General features: G+C 66.3%; 24 protein-coding genes, 1 tRNA gene and 2 rRNA genes (1 of these 27 only partly in view). 13 read left to right on the top strand and 14 right to left on the bottom strand.

The window, feature by feature from the left end; all coding sequences use genetic code 11:
• Positions 1-129 precede the first annotated feature (129 nt).
• Entirely contained in the window at positions 130-1,056 is a 927-nt protein-coding gene (glsA, locus tag F1C10_RS02335) for a glutaminase A (protein WP_185210019.1), read from the top strand.
• 19 nt (positions 1,057-1,075) lie between these two features.
• Here the strand turns inward: glsA and F1C10_RS02330 are convergent, their stop codons facing one another.
• Genes F1C10_RS02330 through F1C10_RS02320 form a run of 3 tightly spaced genes read right to left on the bottom strand, consistent with a single transcriptional unit; the run spans position 1,076 to position 3,911 of the window.
• Entirely contained in the window at positions 1,076-2,224 is a 1,149-nt protein-coding gene (locus F1C10_RS02330; protein WP_185208454.1) for a glycosidase, read from the bottom strand.
• Positions 2,221-2,991 carry an SDR family oxidoreductase gene (locus F1C10_RS02325; RefSeq protein ID WP_185208452.1) on the bottom strand — a complete coding sequence of 257 codons (771 nt, stop codon included), beginning with the start codon at positions 2,989-2,991 and terminating at the stop codon, positions 2,221-2,223. The genes F1C10_RS02330 and F1C10_RS02325 overlap by 4 nt, the downstream gene beginning before the upstream one ends.
• A 32-nt stretch (positions 2,992-3,023) precedes the next feature.
• Entirely contained in the window at positions 3,024-3,911 is an 888-nt protein-coding gene (locus F1C10_RS02320) for an alpha/beta fold hydrolase (protein WP_185208450.1), read from the bottom strand.
• Between the two features lie 129 nt (positions 3,912-4,040).
• On the opposite strand from F1C10_RS02320, the gene astD reads away from it, so the two are divergent.
• The 7 genes from astD (at position 4,041) to F1C10_RS02285 (ending at position 10,174) form a co-directional block, all read left to right on the top strand.
• Positions 4,041-5,489: a succinylglutamate-semialdehyde dehydrogenase gene (astD, locus tag F1C10_RS02315; protein WP_185208448.1), complete on the top strand. Its 1,449-nt coding sequence runs from the start codon at positions 4,041-4,043 to the stop codon at positions 5,487-5,489.
• Between the two features lie 176 nt (positions 5,490-5,665).
• The gene (locus F1C10_RS02310) at positions 5,666-5,914 is read left to right on the top strand and encodes a hypothetical protein (RefSeq protein ID WP_185208446.1); all 249 of its coding nucleotides are present in this window, start codon (positions 5,666-5,668) and stop codon (positions 5,912-5,914) included.
• Between the two features lie 239 nt (positions 5,915-6,153).
• On the top strand, positions 6,154-6,945 hold the full coding sequence (gene cobA / locus F1C10_RS02305; protein ID WP_185208444.1) for a uroporphyrinogen-III C-methyltransferase: 792 nt from the start codon (positions 6,154-6,156) through the stop codon (positions 6,943-6,945).
• The gene (locus F1C10_RS02300; RefSeq protein WP_085809398.1) at positions 6,942-7,238 is read left to right on the top strand and encodes a DUF2849 domain-containing protein; all 297 of its coding nucleotides are present in this window, start codon (positions 6,942-6,944) and stop codon (positions 7,236-7,238) included. The genes cobA and F1C10_RS02300 overlap by 4 nt, the downstream gene beginning before the upstream one ends.
• Before the next feature lie 108 nt (positions 7,239-7,346).
• Positions 7,347-8,981 carry a nitrite/sulfite reductase gene (locus F1C10_RS02295; protein ID WP_185208443.1) on the top strand — a complete coding sequence of 545 codons (1,635 nt, stop codon included), beginning with the start codon at positions 7,347-7,349 and terminating at the stop codon, positions 8,979-8,981.
• Complete coding sequence (locus F1C10_RS02290) at positions 8,974-9,423, top strand: DUF934 domain-containing protein (RefSeq protein ID WP_185208441.1); 450 nt, start codon at positions 8,974-8,976, stop codon at positions 9,421-9,423. The genes F1C10_RS02295 and F1C10_RS02290 overlap by 8 nt, the downstream gene beginning before the upstream one ends.
• A complete protein-coding gene (locus F1C10_RS02285; RefSeq protein WP_185208439.1) occupies positions 9,416-10,174 on the top strand; it encodes a phosphoadenylyl-sulfate reductase in 759 nt (252 codons plus the stop codon). The genes F1C10_RS02290 and F1C10_RS02285 overlap by 8 nt, the downstream gene beginning before the upstream one ends.
• Before the next feature lie 69 nt (positions 10,175-10,243).
• Here F1C10_RS02285 and F1C10_RS02280 read toward each other — a convergent pair whose 3' ends face one another.
• On the bottom strand, positions 10,244-11,734 hold the full coding sequence (locus F1C10_RS02280) for a replicative DNA helicase (RefSeq protein WP_185208438.1): 1,491 nt from the start codon (positions 11,732-11,734) through the stop codon (positions 10,244-10,246).
• A 90-nt stretch (positions 11,735-11,824) separates the two neighbouring features.
• Between F1C10_RS02280 and F1C10_RS02275 the strand changes: the two genes are divergently transcribed.
• From F1C10_RS02275 to F1C10_RS02265, 3 genes are read left to right on the top strand one after another with little or no spacing between them, the layout of a single operon-like run.
• Complete coding sequence (locus F1C10_RS02275; protein ID WP_185208436.1) at positions 11,825-12,307, top strand: UPF0262 family protein; 483 nt, start codon at positions 11,825-11,827, stop codon at positions 12,305-12,307.
• Positions 12,308-12,311: 4 nt separating this feature from the next.
• Positions 12,312-12,986 (top strand): GH25 family lysozyme, encoded by a 675-nt coding sequence (locus tag F1C10_RS02270; RefSeq protein ID WP_185208435.1) that lies wholly within the window; start codon positions 12,312-12,314, stop codon positions 12,984-12,986.
• Positions 12,983-13,462 (top strand): cytidine deaminase, encoded by a 480-nt coding sequence (locus F1C10_RS02265; RefSeq protein ID WP_185208433.1) that lies wholly within the window; start codon positions 12,983-12,985, stop codon positions 13,460-13,462. Before F1C10_RS02270 ends, F1C10_RS02265 begins: the two co-directional genes overlap by 4 nt.
• A gap of 20 nt (positions 13,463-13,482) precedes the next feature.
• Here F1C10_RS02265 and F1C10_RS02260 read toward each other — a convergent pair whose 3' ends face one another.
• Positions 13,483-14,262 carry an SDR family oxidoreductase gene (locus F1C10_RS02260; protein ID WP_185208431.1) on the bottom strand — a complete coding sequence of 260 codons (780 nt, stop codon included), beginning with the start codon at positions 14,260-14,262 and terminating at the stop codon, positions 13,483-13,485.
• 63 nt (positions 14,263-14,325) lie between these two features.
• Between F1C10_RS02260 and F1C10_RS02255 the strand changes: the two genes are divergently transcribed.
• Both F1C10_RS02255 and F1C10_RS02250 read left to right on the top strand, forming a co-directional pair.
• Positions 14,326-14,487 carry a LuxR C-terminal-related transcriptional regulator gene (locus tag F1C10_RS02255; protein WP_185208429.1) on the top strand — a complete coding sequence of 54 codons (162 nt, stop codon included), beginning with the start codon at positions 14,326-14,328 and terminating at the stop codon, positions 14,485-14,487.
• Positions 14,488-15,702 (top strand): acyl-CoA dehydrogenase family protein, encoded by a 1,215-nt coding sequence (locus F1C10_RS02250; protein ID WP_308458073.1) that lies wholly within the window; start codon positions 14,488-14,490, stop codon positions 15,700-15,702.
• 65 nt (positions 15,703-15,767) lie between these two features.
• Here the strand turns inward: F1C10_RS02250 and F1C10_RS02245 are convergent, their stop codons facing one another.
• The 9 genes from F1C10_RS02245 to F1C10_RS02205 form a co-directional block, all read right to left on the bottom strand.
• Complete coding sequence (locus F1C10_RS02245) at positions 15,768-15,950, bottom strand: CsbD family protein (protein WP_185208427.1); 183 nt, start codon at positions 15,948-15,950, stop codon at positions 15,768-15,770.
• Between the two features lie 93 nt (positions 15,951-16,043).
• Positions 16,044-16,787: an acyl-CoA dehydrogenase family protein gene (locus F1C10_RS02240; RefSeq protein WP_185208425.1), complete on the bottom strand. Its 744-nt coding sequence runs from the start codon at positions 16,785-16,787 to the stop codon at positions 16,044-16,046.
• Complete coding sequence (locus tag F1C10_RS02235; RefSeq protein ID WP_185208423.1) at positions 16,787-18,319, bottom strand: fatty acid--CoA ligase; 1,533 nt, start codon at positions 18,317-18,319, stop codon at positions 16,787-16,789. Before F1C10_RS02235 ends, F1C10_RS02240 begins: the two co-directional genes overlap by 1 nt.
• Positions 18,320-18,553: 234 nt before the next feature.
• A complete protein-coding gene (locus tag F1C10_RS02230; protein WP_185208421.1) occupies positions 18,554-19,339 on the bottom strand; it encodes an SDR family oxidoreductase in 786 nt (261 codons plus the stop codon).
• Between the two features lie 45 nt (positions 19,340-19,384).
• Positions 19,385-20,575 carry a zinc-dependent alcohol dehydrogenase gene (locus F1C10_RS02225; RefSeq protein WP_185208419.1) on the bottom strand — a complete coding sequence of 397 codons (1,191 nt, stop codon included), beginning with the start codon at positions 20,573-20,575 and terminating at the stop codon, positions 19,385-19,387.
• Positions 20,575-21,183: an SRPBCC family protein gene (locus F1C10_RS02220; protein ID WP_185208417.1), complete on the bottom strand. Its 609-nt coding sequence runs from the start codon at positions 21,181-21,183 to the stop codon at positions 20,575-20,577. The genes F1C10_RS02225 and F1C10_RS02220 overlap by 1 nt, the downstream gene beginning before the upstream one ends.
• 300 nt (positions 21,184-21,483) lie before the next feature.
• Positions 21,484-21,560 (bottom strand) — tRNA-Met (locus tag F1C10_RS02215).
• 114 nt (positions 21,561-21,674) lie between these two features.
• A 5S ribosomal RNA gene (gene rrf, locus F1C10_RS02210) occupies positions 21,675-21,789 on the bottom strand.
• A gap of 196 nt (positions 21,790-21,985) precedes the next feature.
• Positions 21,986-23,016, bottom strand: a 23S ribosomal RNA gene (locus F1C10_RS02205); it runs 1,747 nt beyond the window's last position.

The raw sequence follows: 23,016 nt of genomic DNA, 5'->3' as shown, positions 1-23,016 counted from the left end.
GCCGCGACGTCTAGGCGAAAAAGCCGCGCGCGTTGAGACCCGGCGCGATTCGCATGTCAGCCGCGTTCGCGAACGACCGGACACATGGCCGCCGTCACCCGTTCGGGCTGTGAGCCATTGGAGAAGAGCGTGCAGCAAATCGTCGACGACATCGCGGCGGAGATCGCGGACAAGGCCGCCGAGATCGAGGCAGCGGGCGATGCGAAGGAGGACCGCAAGAAGCCCGGTGCGTTCGGCATCGCCGTCGCCACCGTCGACGACGAAATCTATTCCGCCGGCAAAGCGACGACGCCCTTCCCGCTGCAGAGCATCGCCAAGGTCTTCGCGCTCGAACTGGCGATGTGCGCGATCGGCGACAAGGTGTTCGACCGCGTCGGACGCGAACCGTCGGGCGATCCGTTCAACTCGATCGTCGACCTCGAGCGCACGCACGGCATTCCGCGCAACCCGTTCATCAACGCCGGCGCGCTGGCGATCGTCGATATCCTGGTCGAAGAGCTCGGCGACGACGAGCAGGCGAGCGCGGTGGTCGATTTCGTGCGCCATCATGCCGGCCGCGACACAGTGTCGCTGGACCCAGAGGTGCTGGCGTCCGAGCATGAGGGCGGCGATCTGAACCGGGCGATGATGAGCTTCATGCGTCACCACGGCAACCTTCACGGCTCGCTCGACGCGGTGATGGAGGCGTACGTCAACCAGTGCGCGATCACGCTCGATTGCCGGGGGCTGGCACGCACCGGGCTGTTCCTCGCACGCACCCGCCGCTCGCGCACCGACGAGGCGGCGGAGGCGACCGCGGTGCGGATGCGCAAGTTGCTCGGACTGATGATGACGTGCGGCCATTACGACGGATCGGGTGATTTCGCGGTGCGCGTCGGATTGCCGGCGAAGAGCGGGGTCGGCGGCGGGATCATCGCGGTCGCACCGGAGAGAGGCGCTGTCGCGGTCTGGTCACCCAATCTCGACCAGAACGGCAATTCGATGCTCGGCGTCCGCGCGCTCGAAATGTTCGGCGCGCGGACCGGCTGGTCGGTGTTCGGGCCGCCGCTCGACTAAGCCGGCGGCGGCTGGGCGATCACCCGCGGGCGGTGATCGCCGTCTTGGGGATGTGCGTGATGCGACAGGCGAGATCGGCCTCGCCGCTCGCGACAATCCAGTGATCGCCGCCGTCGACCAGCCCCGTCGTGAAAACCACGTTGTCGAGATAGAGCTGATGTTTCAGCGGCTCGGTCACCGCCGGGTTCGGCTCGAGCAGCGCCGTGTGATTGGTGGCGAGTGTGCGCCACGGCTCATCCTTGTCGAGCAGCGTCCAATAGGTGCGGTAGATGCCGACGACGCCCGATGGCTCGACACCGTGCCACAGCGTCAGCCACCCCTCCTGCCCGTCGACCTGCGTCAACACCGGCTGCGCGCCGCCGCCCATCCGCGCCGTCGAGACCGTTGCGGCGTGCGGACGGATGCCGGGGTGATCGCTCGGTTTCCAGTGCAAGGCGTCGGGCGACGAGGCGAGGTTGATCGACGGGCCGGCGCGCCACTCGCTGCCGGGGGGATAGGCGAAGTAGAGATCGCCGAGCGGCCGCGTCTGCGCCCAGAACTTGCCGCCGATCATGCCCTCGAAGATCAGCATGTCCTTGTTCTGGTGATCGAGGACGATGCCCTCGAGCTGCCAGTCGCGCGCGTCGGCGCTGGTATAAAGCGTGGTCGAATGTCGCTCGGGACTGACCGAGCAGGTCGTCATCAGATAGCGGTCGCCGACGCGGCTGATCCGCGCGTCCTCGACGCCATAATTCTGATAGCCGGCACGCGGCGCGATCGCATGGTCGTAGTGTACCGCCTCGACGCGGCGCCCCTCGGGATCGAGCTCGACCGGCAGCAGCCACGACAGCGAGGTGAGCGCCATCACCTTCCACCCGCCGCCGCGCATCATGAACTTGCGCGGATCGGCAGTGTCGACGAGCTGGAGCGGCCAGGGGTCGAGCGCATAGCTGCCGCCCGCGTCGCCGCCTTCCCAACGGATCGCGCGGACGTGACCGTCGCGGATCGGGGTACGCAGCGCCTCGGCGATCCGCACCATCAGCAGGAGGTTGCCGTTGGGCAGCCGCGTCATCCCCGGATTGAATGCGCCGAGGACGTAGGTCTCCTCGTCGATCTGCCCGGCGAGCGGGGAGCGCGAGAGATCGACGTCGTCGGGGGCAAAGATGAGGTGGTCGAGCGGAAAGGTCATTCCAGGTCCTGCATGCGCGGCGAGATGGTGATCTGCTGCACGACCGCGCGGCGCGGCTGCGTCAGCAGATAGTGGACGCCGATCGCGATATCCTCGGCGCGCAGCATCTCTTCCTTGTTGATCCGCTCGACCTGGTTCTCTCCATCTTTGACCATGTCGCTGCCGGTGAGGCCCGGCTCGACCAACGAGACACGCACGCCCTTCTTGCCGAGCTCGCGACGCAGCGCGATCGCGAAGCCCTGGATGCCGTACTTGATCCCGGCATAGACGGTGGAACCGGGCCCGAGGACATAGGCGCTCATCGATCCGACGAGGACGATATCGCCCTGCCCCTTCGCATCCTCGCCATAGGCGCCCATCGCCTTGGCGGCGGCCTGCGCCGACAGGAGATAGCCGGTGAAGTTGCTGCCGATCGTGTAGCGCAGATCGGCCTCGCTCATTTCAGTGAGCCCCTCGGCGTGGCGCGCGGCGTTGACGACAGCGACGTCGAGGCCACCGAGATAGTTGGTCGCCGCAGCGAACAGCCGGTCGACATTGTCCGCCTCTGCCAGGTCGATCGACAGGCCGTCTCCCTCGCCCACCTCGCGAATGCGGGCCAGCGCGTCGGCAAGATGTTGTTGGTCGCGGCCGCAAATGAAGACCTTCGCGCCCTCGCTGGCGAGCAGCACGGCGATCGCGCGGCCGATCCCGGTCGTCCCGCCGGTCACGAGGATGCGGCGGCCGGCGAGCGGCGTGGCGCCGGTATGCGCGTCGGAAAGGTCAGTCATCGTGGCTCCCGTCTGGTCGAAGCCCCGACGTTTCAGCGGCTTGGCGGTTCCTTGCCGGCGCGTTCCAACAGCCGGTCGATCGCGCCCTGCACGCCGGCCTCGGCAAGCGTCGGCGCGTGGCCGATGCCGGGCAGCGTGACGAGCTCGGCATCGGGCAGCGCCGCGACCATGCGGTCGGCGGTAGCCGCGCTCAGGATATCGGATCGCCCGCCGCGCACGATCAGCACCGGTGCCGGCGTGAGCGAGGCGAGCGCACGCCACATGTCGGGCCCGGCCTCGTTGCCCGGCACGCGGAACGGCTCGGCGATCTTGAGATCATAGTCGAGCACGATGCGGCCGGCGCTGTTGAGCCGATAGAGCCGCTTCGCCATCGCCAGCCACTCCTCGATCCCCCAATCGGGATAAATGTCGGCATTCGCCTCCTGCGTCGCGCGCGCAGCGTGCATCCATGTCGGCCAGGCGCTCGACTTGCCGACATAGCCGCGGATGCGGTGCAGCCCGGCGGCTTCGATCTCGGGCCCGACATCGTTGAGCAGCGCGCCCGCGATGCGCCCCGGCAGCATGCCCGCGAGCAGCATCGTCACGATCCCGCCGAGCGACGTGCCGACCGCGACGAAGCGATCGATCCCCTGATCGGCGAGCAACGCGGCGATATCCTGCGCGTAGGTGAGCGGAACGTAGCTCATCGGGTCCTTGGCATAGGCGCTCTCACCGCGCCCGCGCAGGTCGATCGCGAGCACGCGCCGGCGCCCCGATAGGCGGCGGGCAAGCGTGTCGTAGTCGCGTGCGTTGCGCGTCAGCCCGGGCAGGCAGAGCACCGGCAATGCCTCGTTCCCGCTGGCTCCGTCGCCTGGAAAGTCGCGCGCATGCAGCCGCAGCCCATCACCCGACCACCAAAACAGATCCTGCCACGCGGCCATGCCCGCCCTCCTAGCGCGTCCGGCCCCTATCCACGTCCGCCGGTCAGCCCGCAAGCCGGCGCCGCGCCTACGTCGGCCTCCTCGCGGGCGGCTTGTCTCGCGCCGGGCAAGTCTCGTAAGGGCGGGCGAATGCCCATCGCGTGCGGGCAGCGTACCAGAGGTTTGCCCTTGAGCGAGATCGTCTCCTTCGAACCCGCGACCGGCGCGGAACTGTGGCGCGGGCCGATCGGCGACGTCGACGCGGAAGTGGCGGCGGCGCGTGGCGGCTGGGCGACCTGGGCGGCGCGCCCGCTGACCTATCGTATCGAGACGATGCGGCGCTTTGCCAACGTGGTGCGCCAGCGGCAGGACGCCTTCGCCGACATCATCGCGCGCGAGACGGGCAAGCCGCTGTGGGAGGCACGCACCGAAGTCGACACCGTAATCGGCAAGGTCGATATCTCCGTCAGCGCCTATGCCGATCGGACCGCGCAGCGGCGGCTCGACGCGCCGATGGGATCGCGCATGGCGCTGCGCCACAAGCCGCACGGCGTGCTCGCTGTGCTGGGGCCGTACAATTTCCCGGCGCATCTGCCCAACGGCCATATCGTCCCGGCGCTGATCGCGGGCAACGCCGTGGTCTTCAAGCCATCGGAGAAGACGCCGGCGACGGGCGCCTTCCTTGTCGAATGCTACCGCGCGGCGGGCGTGCCGGAGGAGTCCATCCGTCTCGTCATCGGCGGTCCCGAAGAGGGCCGCGCGCTCGCCGCGCATGCCGACATCGACGGGCTGCTGTTCACCGGATCGGCGCGCACCGGAATCGCGCTCAACCGCGCCTTCGCTGAGAAGCCGGAGAAGATCCTCGCGCTGGAGATGGGCGGCAACAACCCGATCGTAGTATGGGACACGCCCGAAATCTACACCGCCGCCGTTCTCGTGATCCAATCGGCGTTCACCACTGCGGGCCAGCGCTGCACCGCGGCACGACGATTGATCGTCGACGAGCGGCTGGCGGACCCGCTGCTCGACCAGATCAATCGACTGCTCGCCCGCCTGATCATCGGCGCGCCGCACGACGACCCCTCGCCCTTCATGGGGCCGGTGATCGACAACGATACCGCCGACCAGCTGACGGAGAGCTTCCTCGCGCTGCTGATGCGCGGCGGCAAGGTGATCCGGCATCTCGAACGCCCTGTGGCAGACAGGCCATTCCTCGGCCCCGGCCTGATCGACATGACCGACGTGGCCGACCGCCCCGATCTCGAACTGTTCGGACCGATCCTGCAGGTTGTCCGGCTATCCGATTTCGAGGCGGCGATCGCGGAGGCGAACAACACGCGCTACGGCCTGTCCGCCTCGCTGATCAGCCAGACGCCGGCGCTTTACGATCGCTTTTGGGCCGGTGCGCGCGCAGGGATCGTCAATTGGAACCGGCCGACCAACGGCGCTTCGTCGGCCGCGCCGTTCGGTGGGATCGGCTGGTCGGGTAACCACCGGCCGAGCGCCTATTACGCCGCCGATTATTGCGCCTATCCGGTCGTCTCGAACGAAGCCGATGCCGCGCGCGCCTCGATTGGGATCGGGCTGCGCGACGGCTGAGCGCGCCGACGGAAGCCGATCTGGTGACAGGCCCGGCGTGGCACAAATGGCACAACCGTCGCGAAAAACGCGCAGGCCGTACGACAGGGGTGTCGCAGTGCGGCAAAGTCGCGTCCAGATAAGCTCTTCGCAGTTCGCCGCCTCTCGCTGCCTGCATTAACAGGAGAAACGATATGATGACCAAGTTCCTGACCAGCCTGAGCGCCACCGCGCTCGTCCTCGCGCCCGTCGCCGCCTCGGCCGCGCCGGCGACCTCGCCTGCCGCCAAGCTCTCGGTTGCCAAGTCGGCGCGTGCCGGCACCGCGACCGCGAAGGGCGACCGCCTCGCTGGCGTGTCGATCGTTCCGGCGATCCTCGCTGCGCTGATCGTCGCTGGTGGCATCTACCTCGTCGTCGACGACAACGACGATTCGGACAGCAACTGATCTGTCGGGGGGGCGGCCCGCTGGGTCGCCCCTTCTTTTTTGCGTGGCCGTCGGCGCATCTTTCGCCGATCCTGTAATCCGCGCCCCGGCACCGCCACCGGTTTATGGCTCGCGGCGGCACCGGCCCGATAGGCCTAGAAGGCCGGCAATCTCCCCGCCGCTCCACCGATAGCTAACCTACGCCGACGCCAAGCATCGCTCGGTTGCCGCTCATTCGCGCCTCGCCCATCTCCTTTGGCATGATCAGCCTTCTCGATCCGGACGCGCGCGGGCGCGTCATCCTCGTTGGCGCCGGCCCCGGCGATCCCGTCCTGTTGACGGTGCGCGCGGTCGAGGCGCTGCGCGTCGCCGACGTTGTCGTTCATGACGGCCTGATCGATTCGCGCGTGCTCGATATTGCGCCGGCCGGCGCGCATCGCATTTCGGTCGCGAAGCGGCGCGCGCGCCACACGCTGCCGCAGGAGGCGATCAATGCGCTCATCGTCGCGCACGTCCGCGCAGGGAGTATCGTCGTGCGGCTGAAGGGCGGCGATCCGTTCATCTTCGGGCGCGGCGGCGAGGAGGTCGAGGCGGTTCGCGCTGCCGGCCTGCCGGTGGAAGTGGTGCCGGGCGTGTCGGCTGCGCTCGGTTGCGCGGCGGAGGCGATGCTGCCGCTGACGCACCGCGACCATTCGAGCGCGGTCAGCTTCGTCGCCGGCCAGTGCAAGGGGCTGACCGAGCAGGACTGGGCCGGTCTCGCCGGCCAGGGTCGGACGCTGGTGATCTACATGGGTGTCGCGACCGCCGAGGCGATCGCCGACAAGCTGATGGCCGACGGCGTCGCACCCGACATGCCTGTCGCCGTGCTCGAGAAGGGTACGCTGCCGGGGCATCGCGCGCTCAAGACGCTGCTTGCCGATCTTGGCCCGATGGTGGAACGCGAGGCGGTGGCGAGCCCGGCGATCATCGTCGTCGGCGAGGTCGTCGAACTGTCCGACGCCGAGGACAAGCTGGTCGCCTGGGCGCGCGCCGCGGAGGGATTGAACGCATGAAACTGCTGACGGGCAACGATTTGCCGACTGGCGACGTGACGTGGTGGACCGGCAACGGCTGGTCGCGCCACGTCGAGGATGCCGTCGACGTCGCCGATAAGGGCGAGGCGATCGCCAAGGCCGAGGAAGGCGCGCGGCGCGTCAACGGTCCCTATGTGATCGATGCGACGGCGACCGCGGAAGGCCCGCGCCCGGCGCACATCAAGGATCGCATTCGTGCGCTCGGCCCGACCGTGCGCCCCGATCTGACGCTGAAGCCCGCCGATGCCGACGCAGGAAGCTGGGTGATCTGAGACGCATCATCGGGCGCGGCTGACACGCCGCCCTGCCCTTCTACTTTCCCTTCCCGCGTAACGCCGCTCCAGGCCTTCCGCGAACCGCAGATTTGGACGAAAGTCGCGATGTATAAATACGATCAATATGACCAGTCGATCGTCGACGCGCGGGTCGACGAGTTCCGCGATCAGGTGAAGCGTCGCTTGGCGGGGCAGATCAGCGAGGATCAGTTCAAGCCGCTGCGGCTGATGAACGGCCTCTATCTGCAGCTCCACGCCTACATGCTGCGCGTCGCGGTGCCCTATGGCACGCTCGACAGCCGGCAGATGCGAATGCTGGGGCATATCGCGCGTAAATACGACCGTGGTTACGGCCACTTCACCACGCGCCAGAACATCCAGTACAATTGGATCAAGCTGGAGGACGCGCCTGACATTCTCGCCGAGCTAGCGACGGTCGAGATGCACGCGATCCAGACGAGCGGCAATTGCATCCGCAACATTAGTTCGGACCAGTATGCCGGCGCCGCCGCGGACGAGGTGGCCGATCCGCGCCCCTGGGCCGAGTTGCTGCGCCAGTGGAGCACCTCCCACCCCGAATTCAGCTACCTGCCGCGCAAGTTCAAGATCGCCGTCATCGCGGCGCCCGAGGATCGCGCGGCGATGCGACTGCACGATATCGGCATCGAGCTGGTGAAGCGCGACGGCGTTCTCGGCGGGCGCGTGTTCGTCGGTGGCGGCATGGGCCGCACGCCGATGATCGCGCCCGAGATCAAGGACTTCGTCGGTGCCGACGATCTGCTGAGCTATCTCGAGGCGTGCCTGCGCGTCTACAATCGCTACGGCCGGCGCGACAACATCTACAAGGCGCGCATCAAGATCCTGATCCATGAACTTGGCGCGGATGAATATCGTCGACAGGTCGAGGCGGAGTTCGCGCACGTCAAGACGCTGGGGATCGATCCCCCGCTCGCCGAATTCGATCGGATCAGCGCCTTCTTCGCGCCGCCCGCGTTCGAGGCAAGCGCGTCGGACTCGGTCGACCGCAGCGATCCCGATTTCGCGGTGTGGCTCGACCAGAACGTGAAATCGCACCAGGCGCCGGGCTATGCCATCGTCAACATTTCGCTGAAGCCCGTCGGCGGGATTCCCGGCGATGCGAGCGCCGACCAGATCGATGTGATGGCCGATCTCGCGCAGCGCTACTCGTTCGACGAGCTTCGCGTGACGCATGCGCAGAACATCGTCCTGCCGCATGTGCGCAAGGCGGACCTCAACGCCGTCTGGCAAGCGCTGACCGAGGCCGGGCTCGCCGAGGCGAACCTCGACCTCATCAGCGACATCATCGCCTGTCCCGGCCTCGATTACTGCAGCCTCGCCAACGCGCGCTCGATCCCGGTGGCACAGAAGATCGCGACGCGCTTCAAGGATCTCGATCGGCAGCGCGACCTGGGCGAGCTCAAGCTCAAGATATCGGGCTGCATCAACGCCTGCGGCCACCACCACGCCGGGCACATCGGCATCCTAGGCGTCGACCGTAAGGGCAAGGAGAATTACCAACTGCTGCTCGGCGGGTCGGGCGCGGAGGACGTGAGCCTCGGCAAGATCACCGGCCCTGGGTTCGACGAGGACGGCATCGTCGATGCGATCGAGCGCGTCACCGACAAGTTCGTCGCAGTCCGCGAGCCGGGCGAGCGCTTCCTCGATACCTATCGCCGCGTCGGCTTCGATGCGTTCAAGGAGGCGATCTACAATGGCTGATCTGGCCGGCAACACCGATGCGCTGCTGCGTTTTCGCGACGACGAGGCGCACGACGAGCCGGCGGTTACGCTCGACTCGTTTCTCGAGGGACAGACCAACGCCGGCGCGGTGCGGATCGAAGCGGGCGACGACGCACGCGCGCTGCTGCCGCACCTCGGCCAGCTCGCGCTGATCGAAGTGAGCTTCCCCACCTTCCGTGACGGTCGGGGCTATTCCGCGGCGCGCGTACTGCGCGAGGCGGGCTATAGCGGTGAGCTCCGCGCAGCGGGCGACGTGCTGGTCGACCAGCTGCCGTTCATGCGCCGCTGCGGGTTCGACAGCTTTGCGCCGGAGGCGCCGATTGACCCGGACACGCTGCAGCGCAGCCTCGATCGCTACGATTACCATTACCAGTCCGCCGCCGACGCGGCGGTGCCGGTGTGGAAGCTGCGCCATGGCTGAGGCCGCGCGGCGCCTCGACATGATCGACGTCACGCCCGCCTTCACCCAGGCAGATGCGGCGGCGATGGAGGCGCGCTTCGCGGGCGTGGAAACGCAGGAAATGCTGCGCATCCTGCTCAGCGGCGACCTTGCCGGGCGGGTGGCGGCGGTGTCCTCGTTCGGGTCCGAATCCGCGGTGCTGCTGCACATGATCGCGCGGGTCGACAAGGACGTGCCGGTCATCTTCACCAATACGCAGAAGATGTTCGGCGAAACGCTTGAATATCGTGACCAACTCGCCGAACAGCTCGGCTTTACCGACCTGCGCGTCTATCGGCCCGATCCGCGACTGCTGGCGGCGAAGGACGCGACCGGGCTGCGCTGGTCATATGATCCTGACGGCTGCTGCGATCTGCGCAAGGTAGAGCCGCTGCGCCGCGCGCTGCTGCCGTTCGACGCGTGGATATCCGGCCGCAAGGGGTTCCAGTCGAAGACCCGCGCCGCGCTGCCGCGGTTCGAGATCGACGAGGGACGGCTGAAACTCAATCCGCTCGCCGACTGGGACAAGGCGCGTATCGACGCCTATTTCGATACGCACGAACTACCGCGGCATCCGCTGGAGGCGGACGGCTATCCCTCGATCGGGTGTAAGCCGTGCACCTCGAAGGTGCTGCCGGGCGAGGATCCCCGCGCCGGGCGCTGGCGCGGTTGGGACAAGGTGGAATGTGGCATCCACGTGCCCGAGAAGCCGGGCGAAGAGCCCGCGTTCTGACGCGCCGCCCCGCGGCCGAAGGCGCGCCGTGGTTCAGACGTGCTCACCAACAACGCGAACCTATTCCGATCAATAGCCGGCGTAGTCGCTGAACCGCGTCACGCTGGGATCGAACTTCATCGTCACCTTCCCTGTCGCGCCATGACGCTGCTTGGCGATGATGAGTTCGGCGAGACCGTAGACGCGCTCCATGTCGCTCGCCCACGCCGCATGGTCCTCGAAGATCTTCGAATTGTCACCCTCGGTCGGTCGCTTTGGCTCCTTCGCCGCGACGTAATAATCCTCGCGGAACACGAACCACACCATGTCCGCGTCCTGCTCGATCGACCCCGATTCGCGCAGGTCCGAGAGCTGCGGGCGCTTGTCCTCGCGCTGCTCGACCGCGCGGCTGAGCTGCGACAGCGCCAGCACGGGGACGTGAAGATCCTTTGCCAGCGTCTTCAACCCGCGGCTGATCTCGGAGATTTCCTGCACACGATTGCCGTCGCTCGATTTGCCGCTGCCGCTGAGGAGCTGGAGGTAATCGACGATAACCAGACCGATTTCGTTATTGTGACGCCGCTGCAGCCGGCGAACGCGCGTGTGCAGCGCACTGATCGACAGGCCGCCGGTATCGTCGATGAACAGCGGCAGGCTTTCCAGATCGGCGGCGGCGGCGGCAAGCTGGTGGAACTCGGCGCGGCTGATGTCGCCGCGGCGCAGCTTCTCCGACGTGATGCGCGACTGTTCGGCGAGGATACGCGTCGCGAGCTGGTCGGCCGACATTTCCAGGCTGAAGAACGCGACCTTGGCGCCGATCGACTCGCTCGGCGCAATACCTGCCTTCATGTCCATCATCCAGCGCTGCGCGGCGTTGAACGCAATGTTGGTGGCGAGCGACGTCTTGCCCATGCCGGGGCGCCCGGCAAGGATCATAAGGTCTGAACGGTGCATGCCGCCGATCCGGCCGTTGACCGTATCGAAGCCGGTCGTGATGCCCGAAACCTTGCCGCCCGAGTTGAGCGCGGTCTCCGCCATCTTCAGCGCGACCTTGGTCGCCTGCGCGAAGCTCTTGATCGCATTCTCGGTCGTCCCGTCGGCTGCGACCTTGAACAATTCCTCTTCGGCAAGCTCGATCTGCGCGCGCGGGTTCACCTCCTCCGACGTGTCCATCGCGCGATCGACCAGCGTGCGACCCACCGTCACCAGCGCGCGCAGCATCGCAAGATCGTAGATCTGCTTGGCGAACTGACGCGCGCCGATCAGCCCCGCGCCCGATCCGGTCAGCTGCGCGAGATACGCCGGGCCGCCGAGCTCGCGCATCCCCTCGTCCGCCTCGAACATCGGGCGTAGCGTGACGGGAGTAGCGAGCATGTCGTTCGACCGCAGCGTCTTGATCGCCGCGAAGACGCGGCCATGCACCGGTTCGTAGAAATGCTGCGGATCGAGCTGGTCGGCGATATCGTCCGCCAGCCGGTTGTCGATCATCATCGCGCCGAGCATCGCGGCCTCCGCCTCAACGTTGCGGGGCAAGTGGACGGGGGCAGCCGGAGCCGCTTGCGGGAAAGCCAGAGTCGCCATGATGCGACCTCTTCTACGCATTGCCGGCGCGCGGCGAAACTGTGGAACACGAGAATTGTCGCAGCGACAATTGGTCTCTATCGCGACCAGATGGCCGATCCGCGGATCATCGACATCGAACTGGACGAACGCACGATCCTGTGGCGCTCGGCCGATATCGAGCAGGAACGGCGGATCGCGATCTTCGATCTTATCGAGGGCAATCACTTCGCCCCGCAGAAGCAGCACCCCGACGGCTATGCCGGGCCGTACCGGTTGGCGCTGTCGGTCGAGGAAGGGCGGCTGGCAATGCAGATCAAGCGCGAGGACGGCTCGCCGCTCGAAGCGCATATTCTTGGTATGGGGCGTTTCCGCCGGCCAATCCGCGACTATTTCGCAATCTGCGACAGCTACTTCCAAGCAATACGTCAGGCAACGCCGCAGCAGATCGAGACGGTCGACATGGCGCGGCGCGGGATTCACAATGAGGCGGCCGAGCTGCTGCGCGAGCGGCTGGCGGGCAAGATAGAGGTCGATTTCGACACCGCGCGGCGGCTGTTCACGCTGATCTGCGTGCTGCACATCAAGGGCTGAGGCGATGTACGGGATTGGCCGCTTCGTCCTGATCGTGCTCGCGCTGGCGGTGCTTGGCGTTGCGGGGTGGCAATATGCCGCGCGTTGGCGGCCCTCAACCGAAACCTATCCGGTGCAGGGCGTCGACGTGAGCGAGGCGAACGGCGCGATCGAGTGGCCGGTCGTGGCGGGCGGCGGCGCCGATTTCGCCTATGCTGTCGCGACCGACGGCGCGGTGCAACGCGACCGGCAGTTCGAGACGAACTGGCAAGGCATCGCCGCCGCGGGCATGCGACGCGGGGCGGTTCACGTCTGGTCGATGTGCCAACCGGCAATCGATCAGGCGAATGCGTTCAACACCGTCGTACCGCGCGACGACCGCGCACTGCCTGCTGCGATCGACATCGACACCGTCGAGGGATGCGACACCCAGCCCGAGCGTCAGCAGCTCGTCGACGCCATCCGGCAGGCGGCGAGCATGATCGAGGCGCATACCGGCACGCCGGTGATGCTGCGCGTCTCGCGCACGGTCGAACGGCGATACGATTTGGCAAGTGCGATCCCGCGTCCGTTGTGGGCACAGGGTAATTTCTTCGCGCCCGACTATGCCTCGCGCCCGTGGCGCATGTGGCGCGCGAGCGACCGGCGGCGGATCGACGGGGTGAACGGAACGATCAATTGGGACGTGGCGGCGCAATGAACGATATCGTGGACCATGGTGACGAGGCGGCGCGGCTGATCGCAGCGGCGCGCGCGGCGGCGGAACATGCGCACGCCCCCTATTCCAATTTCGGCGTCGGCGCGGCGGTGCTGCTGGCGGACGACACGATCGTGCCGGGCGCCAACTTCGAGAATGCGAGCTACGGCCTGTCGCTGTGCGCGGAGACGGTAGCGATCGCGACGGCGAGCGCGAGCGGGCGGCTGGGCGACGTCGTCGCGATCGGCGTCGTCGGCGGGATGATCCGATCGGGCGCGATCACCGGCGCGGATGTCGTCCGGCCCTGCGGCCGCTGCCGTCAGGTGATCAACGAAGCCGCGCAGATCGGCGGACGTGACGTTCGCGTCTATTGCGCCGGCGCGCAGGGCGATGCGATCGCGCACTATCGCCTGTCCGATCTACTGCCGGACGCCTTCGGGCCGGCGGATCTGGGGATCGGCGTCAACCGCCCCGCCTGATCGCCGGCCGCGGCTTTCGATCAGCCGAGCGCGTTGGCGCTCGCGTCGCCCAAGTCGCTGCCACCGTCGACGTTGAGGATCGCGCCGGTGACGTATTTCGCCTCAGGGCTCGACAGCCACAGCGCTGCCTCTGCCACGTCGGCCTTGGTGCCATAGTCGCGCAGCGCGAGGCGGCCCTTGATCTGCTGCTCGCGCGCCGGATCGCCGCCGAGACGCTTCATGCCTTCGGTATCACCGATCGGGCCGGGCGAGATGCCGTTGACGCGGATGCCGGCCGGGCCCCATTCGAGCGCGAGACACTTCGTTACCATGTTGACGCCGGCCTTGGCGGCGCAGGCATGGATCTGGAACGACGACGGATGGACCGCCTGACCGGCGGTGATCGCGATCAGCGACGCGCCGGGCCTCACCAAGTGATCGTAGCTCGCGCGGAACACGTTGAACGTGCCGAGCAGGTCGATATCGACGACGGTCTTGAACGCGTTCGCCGACAGCTTGACCGCGGGTGCGAGGAAATTGCCCGCCGCGCCCGATATCAAGACGTCGATCGGTCCGAACTTACCCGTGGCCTCGGCATAGGCCGCCTCCAGCCCCGGATAGTCGCGCACGTCGCACGCGATGCCGATCGCCTCCGCACCCGCGTCGTGCAGCCCGGCAGCCGCCGCCTCGATCTTGTCAGCGCTGCGGCTCAGCACGGTTACCTTGGCGCCTTCGGCGGCAAAGGCGTGCGCGATGCCCAGATTGATCCCGCTCGACGCCCCCGCGACGAACACATGTTTGCCTGCATACCGACCGGCCATCACCCTCTCCCTTTTATCTACCATAACATCAGTTACGGTGTTGCGATGCCCTGATCCGCAGCGATGCGCAAGGCTGGGTGGTCGCCACACGCGAAGGTCCTGACGCTGTCGGTATCGACGGTGCGCTTCCACCTGCGCAACGCCGCCGAGAAACTGGGGGCGACGACGCGCGCGCGGATGATCCAGATCGCCACCGGGCACGGCTTCCTCGGCCCCGATGCGTAAGTGAAGCGGCTAACCTGGCAGGAGCGTCAGGGTGGACAGCGGCGCGGCATTGCGCATGATGGCGCGATGGAGAGCCTGAACAGCGCCGCCGCGCGCACCTTTCGCGACGAGGTGCGCACCTTTCTCGACGAGAAGCTGACGCCCGAGCTTCGGCGCGGCGCGCGGCGTGGGACCAGCGTGTTCCTTCACCCCGATATCGCCGTGCCGTGGCAGAAGATCCTGCACGCGCAGGGCTGGGTCGCGCCCGACTGGCCGATCGAACACGGCGGCACGGGATGGAACGAGATCCAGCGTTATATCTGGGCGGAGGAATATGCCCGCGCGCACGCGCCGTCGCTGTCGCCGATGGGGCTCAAGATGGTCGCGCCGGTGATCATGCATTACGGCACGCCGGAGCAGAAGGGCGAGCTGCTGCCGCGCATCCTGTCGGGCGACGATTACTGGTGCCAGGGTTATTCGGAGCCGGGATCGGGCTCCGATCTCGCCTCGCTGAAGCTGCGCGCGGTGCGCGACGGCGACGATTACGTCCTCAACGGCTCAAAGATCTGGACGACGCACGCGCACTTCGCGAACCGCATGTTCTGCCTGGTGCGCACCAGCACCGAGGGGCGGCCGCAAACGGGCATTTCTTTCGTGCTGCTCGAGATGAGCACGCCGGGAGTCACCGTCTCTCCGATCACCACGCTCGCCGGCGAACATGAGTTCAATCAGGTGTTCTTCGACGACGCTCGCGTGCCGGTGAGCGGTCGGCTGGGCGCGGAGAATGACGGGTGGACCGTCGCCAAGCATCTGCTGACGTTCGAGCGTGGCGGTCGCTACGCGCCGGGGCTCGCGGCGCACCTGACGATGGTGCGCGAGGCGGCCGAAGCGATCGGCTGGCTCGGGCATGAGGGCAACCGCGAGCGACTGGCGCGCGAGGCGATCGCGATCGACGCGCTGCGAGCAATCGAGCTCGCCGTGCTCGAAGGTCGTGGGCCGGCGGACGGCGTGCGCCCGTCGATGCTGAAAGTCTTGGGGACCGAGGCATCGCAGCGGATCGACCTGCTCGCACTCGAGATCGCCGCCGGATGGGACCAGCCACTCGACGACGCGCCCGACGCGATCGCCACCGCGATGCCCAAGTATCTTAACAACCGCGCGAGCAGCATCTACGCCGGATCTAACGAGATCCAGCGCGATCTGATCGCGCGCGTCGTCGTCGATCAGGCTGCTTAGCCCACAAACGACAACGGCCGCCCCCGGACAGGGAGCGGTCGTCTCGCGTCACAATGGCGGATTGATCAGATCTTGTCGCCGAGCGCGCCCTTGACGCTGCCCTTGACGTCCTGGCCGGTACCCTTCGCCTGCTGCGCCTCGCCTTCGGCTTCAAGACGCTCATTGTCCGTCGCCTTGCCGACGGCTTCCTTGACGTTGCCGGCGACCTTGTTGCCCGCGGCGGACAGCTTGTCGGTGAGTTCACCCATGATGGCGCTCCGTTGGTTCGAGGGGCGCGACCGCCCATGCGATCGCTTGCTTATCCAACGGCATTGATCCGCATCAGTTCCGCAGCGTCCCCATCAAGCGGCGTAGCGGCGCAGGTGCGCCCGCGCGGTGCCATCGCCCTGTGCTAGCGTGCGGGCACGTCGGAAGTAGCCGCCGAGCGCGAGTTCGGCGGTAAGCCCCATCGCGCCGTGGATCTGCACCGCGCCTTCGCCGACGAGTCGCGCGGCATCGTCGCACGTCACGCGCGCGGCGGAGACTGCGTTCGCGCGCACCGCCTCGTTCCCGTCATCCGCGTCGAGCGCATCGATCGCGACATCGGTCATCGCGGCGGCGAGTTCGAGCGTCATCGCCATGTCCGCCATGCGGTGGCGCAGCGCCTGAAAGCTCGCGATCGCGACGCCGAACTGCCGCCGCTCCTTGGCGAAGCGCGCCGCGTCGCGCAGCATGGTGCGACACAGACCGACGATCTCCGCGCAGTGCAGCACCGTCAGCGCGTCCTCGGCCCAGGCGCGCTGGTTGCCTGCGCGCGCAAGCACCGCCGCGGGATCGGCCGCGCGCGGGCCGCCATCGCCGCGCTCGCCGAGCCGCGTCGCGACCCAATGCTCCGCCCAAGGGAGCACCACGTTGGCGCGGCCAAACGCAGCAGCGACGACCGCCGCGTCGCGCGCCTCCTCCCCCAGGCCATCGTCGGCAGCTGCGATACCGAGCGCGTCGAGCCCTGCCTCGCCAACGATCCGCCAGTCGCTGCTCGCCACCGTCAGCATCGCGTCGAGCGTCTCGCCGAGCATTCGCTGCTCGTCGGTGCGTGCGAAGTCCATCAGTTCACCTTTCGATCGAGCCCGGCCCAGAACGGCTCGCGCAGCGTCCGACGCAGGATCTTGCCCGAGGGGTTGCGCGGCAGCGCGTCGATGAAGTCGACGCTCTTGGGGCATTTGAAGCCGGCGATCCGCTCGCGCGCATGGCCGATGATCGCCACGGCATCGGCTTCCGCGCCTGGGTGCAGCACGACCATCGCCTTCACCGCCTCGCCCCATTTGGGATCGGGCACGCCGATCACGGCGACGTCGGCGACCGCGGGATGGCCGTAGATCGCGCTCTCCACCTCCGCGGGATAGACGTTCTCGGCACCCGTGATGATCATGTCCTTGATGCGATCCTGGATGAACAGATAGCCTTCCTCGTCGAGGATCCCGGCATCGCCGGTGCGCAGCCAGCCGTCGCCGATCAGCGCCTTGGCGGTCTCCTCAGGCTTGTTCCAATAGCCGCGCGTGTTGTTGGGGCTGCGAATCGCGACTTCGCCGATCGTCCCCGGCGGCACGTCGTTGCCGTCCTCGTCGAGGATGCGCAGCTCGACGCCGGGCAGCGCCTTGCCCGCCGCCGTCATCTTGTGCTCGCGGCCGGGCAGGTGATCCTCGGGCGGCAGCGCGACGATCGAGCCCCACGTCTCGGTCATGCCGTAGACCTGGACGAAGCCGCAGCCGATCCGCGCCACCGCCTGCTGGAGCAGCGGCAGCGGGATCGGACTGGCGCCGTAGGACAGCGTCTCAATCGACGAGAAATCGGCGGTCGCGGCCTTGGGATGCTGCAGCATCAGCCCGATCGCGGCGGGCACCAGGAACAGCCGGCGCACACGATGCGCGGCAATCGCGTCCATCACCGCGCCCGCATCATATTCGGCGTGGATGATGAGTTCCTGGCCGCTGTTGACTGCGCCAAGCGCAACGCCGACCCCCCCGATATGGCCATAGGGCATCGCGATGATTGTCGCGTCGCCCGGATTGGCGAGCAGCCAGTCGACCTGCGCGTCGAGCTGCGCCTGGCGCTGGCGGATACCGTTGGCATGACTGAGCATCACGCCCTTGGGCGCGCCGGTGGTGCCCGAGGTGTAGAGCTGGAGGACGACGTCGTCCTCGTCGACCGAGACGGCGGGCGGTACGGCGCTCTGCGCGTCGCGCCACTGCGCGAAGCCATTGTCGAGGACGATCACGGTCGGCACGGGGAACAGCCGCTCGAACGCCGGCTCGACGAACAGGATCTCGGCGCCCGAATCGGCGAGGATGCTGTTGACTTCCGCCGGCGCGAGCCGCCAGATCACCGGGACCAGGATCATCCCCGCCCGCGCTACGCCGAGCGCAAGCTCGACCGCCCAATCGCTGTTCTTGCCAAGGTAGGCGATGCGATCGCCCTTGCGCATCCCCATCGCGATCAAGCCGTTGGCGATCTGGCTCGCATGCGCGTCAAACGTCGCATAGTCGGTGACGCGATCCTCGAAGCGCAGCGCGACCTGATCGGGCCGCTCGACCGCGTGCCGCGCCAGCGCTTCGCCGAACGTCGGCGGCAGGTTGCTCATCCTTCCCTCCCCTCACCCGTCGCCACGCACGCGGCGCGGCGATCCCGATGGCTCGCGTACGAGTGTGCCGGGGCCCGTCCGCGCTTGCCAGCACTTTTCGCGCGCGGCGATCGCCGCCAGCGGTGCAGGCTTAGCAGGAGAGTTGGGCGAAGCAGCCTGACACGTTGGCCAGGCCTGATTGGATCGAGCCGCGGGGGAAGCCCTGCCCGATCGCCTCAGGGGATCGCTAGGCGATCACTCCTTGCCGCCGTCGGGTTCCGCCATGCCGCGGTGCATCTGCGCGAGCACCGATTGCGGCAGCAGCCCCGATCCGATCACCTGCAGCTTGTTCGACAGGCCAGAGACGATATGCCCCTTGCCCGCGATCAGCGCGTCCCATCCGTCCTGCGCGACCTTAGCCGGATCGGCCTTCGACTCGCTTTTGCCCACCGGCGTATCGAGCATGTCGGCGCGCGCGAAGAACTCGGTGTCGGTTGGCCCCGGCATCAGCGTCGTCAGCGTGACGCCGTCGACGTCCTTGATCTCGTCGCGCAGCGCCTCAGTGAAATTGTCGACGAACGCCTTGGTCGCATTGTAGATCGCGTTGAAGCTGCCCGGGATGTACCCGGCGATCGACCCCGTCACCAGGATCTTGCCCGAATTGCGCGCCACCATGTCGCGCAGTGTGCGCTGCAGCAGATAAACGGTGCCGGTGATGTTGGTGTCGACCGATCGCCGCCAGTCGGCGACGCTCTCGTCGAGGAACGGCCCGCCCTTGCTGATCGCGGCATTGGCGCACACCACATCGATCCGCCGCCCCGCCGCTGCATCGAGTACGCGGTCGACGCCCTCGATGCTCGAGAGATCCGCCTCGACCGCCTCCACCTTGGTGCCGAACTGCTCGAAATCGCGCGCGGCGGCGTTGATCAGCGGCTCGTCGGCGACGACGATGATGTCGTAGCCCTCGCGTGCCGCGATGCTTGCCAGTTCGAACCCGATACCGGTCGACGCGCCGGTGATGATCGCCAATTTGTCGGCCATGATTGTTTCTCCTGGCCCGCCGCTACGGCGCGCCGTTCTGGGGGATCAGAGCTGGATGCGGTCCAGGCCGGGTTTCAGGACGACCTTGGTCACCTCGTTCTGATGATCGTGGAACATGCGGTACCCATCGGGCGCGTTCTCGAGCGGCAAAGTGTGGCTGATGAGGAAGGTCGTATCGATCTTCCCCTCCATGATCGCGGCGAGGAGACCGGGCATGTAATGCTGGACGTGCGTCTGCCCGGTCTTGAGCGTCAGCCCCTTTTCCATGAATGCGCCGAGCGGAAACTTGTCGACGAACCCGCCGTACACCGCGGGCATCGAGACGCGGCCGCCCTTGCGACACGCGACGATCGCCTGGCGGATCGAGTGCGGGCGATCGGTGCCGAGAAAGGTCGACGCCTTTATCTGATCGACGATGTTATCGACGAACAGCCCGTGCGCCTCGAGGCCGACCGAGTCGATGCACGCGTCGGGGCCGATCCCGCCCGTCATCTCCATCAGCGCCTCGTAGGTCGCGCTCTCCTCGAAGTTGATGGTCTCGGCGCCGAAGCGCTTGGCGAGTTCGAGCCGATGCGGGAAGTGGTCGATCGCGATCACCCGCTCCGCCCCCATCAGGAACGCCGACTGGATCGCGAACAGCCCTACCGGCCCGCAGCCCCACACCGCGACAGTATCGCCGGGCTCGATGTCGGCATTCTCCGCCGCCATCCATCCGGTCGGCAGGATGTCGGAGAGGAACAGCACCTTCTCGTCCTCGATGCCGTCGGGGATCACGATCGGGCCGACGTCGCTGAACGGCACGCGCACATACTCAGCCTGCCCGCCCGAATAGCCGCCCGTCATGTGGCTGTAGCCAAACAGGCCTGCCATCGGCTGGCCATACAGCGACTGCGCGATATCTTGATTGTCCGCGGGCAGGCCGTTGTCGCACGCCGAATATTGATGTTTGCTGCAGTGGAAGCACGACCCACACGAAATCGTGAAGGGCACGACCACGCGCTGCCCCTTCTTGAGCGTCGATTTCGGCCCCGTTTCGACCACTTCGCCCATGAATTCGTGGCCGAGGATATCGCCCGACTGCATCGTCGGAATGTAACCGTCGTAGAGGTGAAGGTCCGACCCGCAGATCGCGGTCGAGGTGATCTTGATGATCGCGTCGCGCGGGTTGAGGATCTCGGGATCGTCAACCGTGTCGACGCGCACGTCGTGCTTCCCGTGCCAAGCCAGAGCGCGCATCAGTTCTTTCCTTCCTGAACGAGGCGCTGGTTGCGGGCGCCGGTGGCGATCTCGCCCGTTTCCATCAGTTGCTTGAAGCGGCGCAGGTCACGCCGCGCCTGGATCGCGGGCTCACGCTGGAACAGCTTGGCGATCAGCTTGCCGATCGCGCCTGCCGGCGGATCATAGAGGATCGTCGCGGTGACGACCGTGCCGCGTCCGCCCGACGCGTCGCGAAACTCGACGCGCCCGCTATTGGGCACCTCGGCCCCCTCCTCGGACGCCCAAGCGATCACATCGCCCGGCCGATCCTCAGTGATCTGCGCAACCCACTCGACGTCGCGGCCCGCCGGCGCCTTTACTACCCAGCGCGAGCGCAGATCGTCGAGCATTTCAATCCGCTCGACATTCTCCATAAACGTCGCGAGCTGCGGCAAATCGCGCCAATAGGCGTAAAGCTCGTCGGGCGGTCGATTGATCGTGACGCTGCGCGCGACCAGTGCGTCCGGATTGCCGTCCGCCGGGGCATCGATCGAGCCATGCATCGCTGCCGCCACCGCGGCCGCGCGATGTTTCGACGTGTAGAGCGGCGCATCGTCCGCTGACGCCGTATGGGCTGGATCCGCCATTGCCTTCTCCTCGGGAATGGTAATCCAACGAGGACAGTTCACCGCCCGTTCCGCAAATTCTACGTAATCTCAATCAACTGATGAGGGCTGGCGTACCTTGCAGTAACCAGAGCTAGCCGGAGTGGGCCGTCGTGAGGCTGCCGCCTTTTTGTTTGTGCGTGGCGAACATGCACCAAGCTATGTCAGCGAAGACGGTTGAGGCGTGGTGCGAATCGTAGCGAGGATATCGAACCTTTTCACACTCGCCCAGAACGAGAACAGCCCCCAGCGCGGAGGCGCTGGGGGCTGTTCTGTTAGTTTTGGTTGCGGGGACAGGATTTGAACCTGTGACCTTCAGGTTATGAGCCTGACGAGCTACCGGGCTGCTCCACCCCGCGACACTGAAGTTTTGTCCTTGAGACACGAGCGCCTCCGCTTTGTGGCGGAGGCGACGGTGTCCTTTGGGGACGAGTTTGCGAATGGGTTCTTCTCGTATGCGCGCCGGCTGCAATGCCTGGCGACGACCTACTCTTCCATCGCTTAAGCGATAGTACCATTGGCGCAGTCGGGTTTCACGGCCGAGTTCGGGATGGGATCGGGTGGGACACCGACGCTATGGTCACCAGGCAATGAAGCCGGCGGCGGCAGCCCCGCGAGATGATGGTTCGCGGGGACCCCGGCGAGATGGCGGATGCCATTCGGACGGGGTTACGAGTTAGGTTTAAAATCGATGCGTGCACATTGAAGAGCTTGTTGTTTCTGGCGTCGAGCTTTCATCATCCGACCGTCTTGGACAGCCAGGGCTGTCGTTGATGGTGGGACTCTCAAGCGCGAATAGGACGATTAGTATCGGTTAGCTCCATGCGTTACCGCACTTCCACATCCGATCTATCAAGGTGATGGTCTCTCACCGTCCTGTGAAATCTTATCTCGAGGGAGGCTTCCCGCTTAGATGCTTTCAGCGGTTATCCCGTCCGTACATAGCTACCCTGCTGCGCCGTTGGCACGACGACAGGTACACCAGAGGTACGTTCAACCCGGTCCTCTCGTACTAGGGTCAACTCCTCTCAAATTTCGACGCCCACGGCAGATAGGGACCAAACTGTCTCGCGACGTTCTGAACCCAGCTCACGTACCACTTTAATTGGCGAACAGCCAAACCCTTGGGACCTGCTCCAGCCCCAGGATGTGATGAGCCGACATCGAGGTGCCAAACAACCCCGTCGATATGAGCTCTTGGGGGTTATCAGCCTGTTATCCCCGGCGTACCTTTTATCCGTTGAGCGATGGCCCTTCCACGAGGGACCACCGGATCACTATGACCGACTTTCGTCTCTGCTCGACTTGTCAGTCTCGCAGTCAGGCTGGCTTATGCCATTGCACTCTAACAGCCGGTTTCCAACCGGCCTGAGCCAACCTTCGCGCGCCTCCGTTACTCTTTAGGAGGCGACCGCCCCAGTCAAACTACCCGCCACAGAGGGTCCCTGAACCAGCTAATGGTTCGAGGTTAGACATCAGAAAACAACAGGGTGGTATTTCACCTATGGCTCCACATCAGCTGGCGCCAATGCTTCAAAGCCTCCCACCTATGCTACACAGTTCTTTCCTAATGCCACTCTGAAGCTGCAGTAAAGGTGCACGGGGTCTTTCCGTCTAACCGCGGGTACTCCGCATCTTCACGGAGAATTCAATTTCGCTGAGCATGTCCTGGAGACAGTGGGGAAGTCGTTACGCCATTCGTGCAGGTCGGAACTTACCCGACAAGGAATTTCGCTACCTTAGGACCGTTATAGTTACGGCCGCCGTTTACCTGGGCTTCAATTCAGAGCTTGCACTCCTCCTCTTAACCTTCAG

The organism is Sphingomonas sp. NBWT7, assembly GCF_014217605.1.
In the GTDB taxonomy this organism is placed as follows: Bacteria; Pseudomonadota; Alphaproteobacteria; order Sphingomonadales; family Sphingomonadaceae; genus Sphingomonas.
The sequence above is the reverse complement of the archived record's forward strand: the minus strand, read 5'-3'. Positions and strand labels throughout refer to the sequence as shown.

Excerpts from the sequence above, each read along its gene's own strand:
- F1C10_RS02330 (WP_185208454.1), bottom strand. The coding sequence starts at position 2,224 with ATGACCTTTCCGCTCGACCACCTCATCTTTGCCCCCGACGACGTCGAT.
- F1C10_RS02325 (WP_185208452.1), bottom strand. The coding sequence starts at position 2,991 with ATGACTGACCTTTCCGACGCGCATACCGGCGCCACGCCGCTCGCCGGC.
- F1C10_RS02320 (WP_185208450.1), bottom strand. The coding sequence starts at position 3,911 with ATGGCCGCGTGGCAGGATCTGTTTTGGTGGTCGGGTGATGGGCTGCGG.
- astD (WP_185208448.1), top strand. The coding sequence starts at position 4,041 with ATGCCCATCGCGTGCGGGCAGCGTACCAGAGGTTTGCCCTTGAGCGAG.
- F1C10_RS02310 (WP_185208446.1), top strand. The coding sequence starts at position 5,666 with ATGACCAAGTTCCTGACCAGCCTGAGCGCCACCGCGCTCGTCCTCGCG.
- cobA (WP_185208444.1), top strand. The coding sequence starts at position 6,154 with ATGATCAGCCTTCTCGATCCGGACGCGCGCGGGCGCGTCATCCTCGTT.
- F1C10_RS02300 (WP_085809398.1), top strand. The coding sequence starts at position 6,942 with ATGAAACTGCTGACGGGCAACGATTTGCCGACTGGCGACGTGACGTGG.
- F1C10_RS02295 (WP_185208443.1), top strand. The coding sequence starts at position 7,347 with ATGTATAAATACGATCAATATGACCAGTCGATCGTCGACGCGCGGGTC.
- F1C10_RS02290 (WP_185208441.1), top strand. The coding sequence starts at position 8,974 with ATGGCTGATCTGGCCGGCAACACCGATGCGCTGCTGCGTTTTCGCGAC.
- F1C10_RS02285 (WP_185208439.1), top strand. The coding sequence starts at position 9,416 with ATGGCTGAGGCCGCGCGGCGCCTCGACATGATCGACGTCACGCCCGCC.
- F1C10_RS02280 (WP_185208438.1), bottom strand. The coding sequence starts at position 11,734 with ATGGCGACTCTGGCTTTCCCGCAAGCGGCTCCGGCTGCCCCCGTCCAC.
- F1C10_RS02275 (WP_185208436.1), top strand. The coding sequence starts at position 11,825 with ATGGCCGATCCGCGGATCATCGACATCGAACTGGACGAACGCACGATC.
- F1C10_RS02270 (WP_185208435.1), top strand. The coding sequence starts at position 12,312 with ATGTACGGGATTGGCCGCTTCGTCCTGATCGTGCTCGCGCTGGCGGTG.
- F1C10_RS02265 (WP_185208433.1), top strand. The coding sequence starts at position 12,983 with ATGAACGATATCGTGGACCATGGTGACGAGGCGGCGCGGCTGATCGCA.
- F1C10_RS02260 (WP_185208431.1), bottom strand. The coding sequence starts at position 14,262 with ATGGCCGGTCGGTATGCAGGCAAACATGTGTTCGTCGCGGGGGCGTCG.
- F1C10_RS02255 (WP_185208429.1), top strand. The coding sequence starts at position 14,326 with ATGCGCAAGGCTGGGTGGTCGCCACACGCGAAGGTCCTGACGCTGTCG.
- F1C10_RS02245 (WP_185208427.1), bottom strand. The coding sequence starts at position 15,950 with ATGGGTGAACTCACCGACAAGCTGTCCGCCGCGGGCAACAAGGTCGCC.
- F1C10_RS02240 (WP_185208425.1), bottom strand. The coding sequence starts at position 16,787 with ATGGACTTCGCACGCACCGACGAGCAGCGAATGCTCGGCGAGACGCTC.
- F1C10_RS02235 (WP_185208423.1), bottom strand. The coding sequence starts at position 18,319 with ATGAGCAACCTGCCGCCGACGTTCGGCGAAGCGCTGGCGCGGCACGCG.
- F1C10_RS02230 (WP_185208421.1), bottom strand. The coding sequence starts at position 19,339 with ATGGCCGACAAATTGGCGATCATCACCGGCGCGTCGACCGGTATCGGG.
- F1C10_RS02225 (WP_185208419.1), bottom strand. The coding sequence starts at position 20,575 with ATGCGCGCTCTGGCTTGGCACGGGAAGCACGACGTGCGCGTCGACACG.
- F1C10_RS02220 (WP_185208417.1), bottom strand. The coding sequence starts at position 21,183 with ATGGCGGATCCAGCCCATACGGCGTCAGCGGACGATGCGCCGCTCTAC.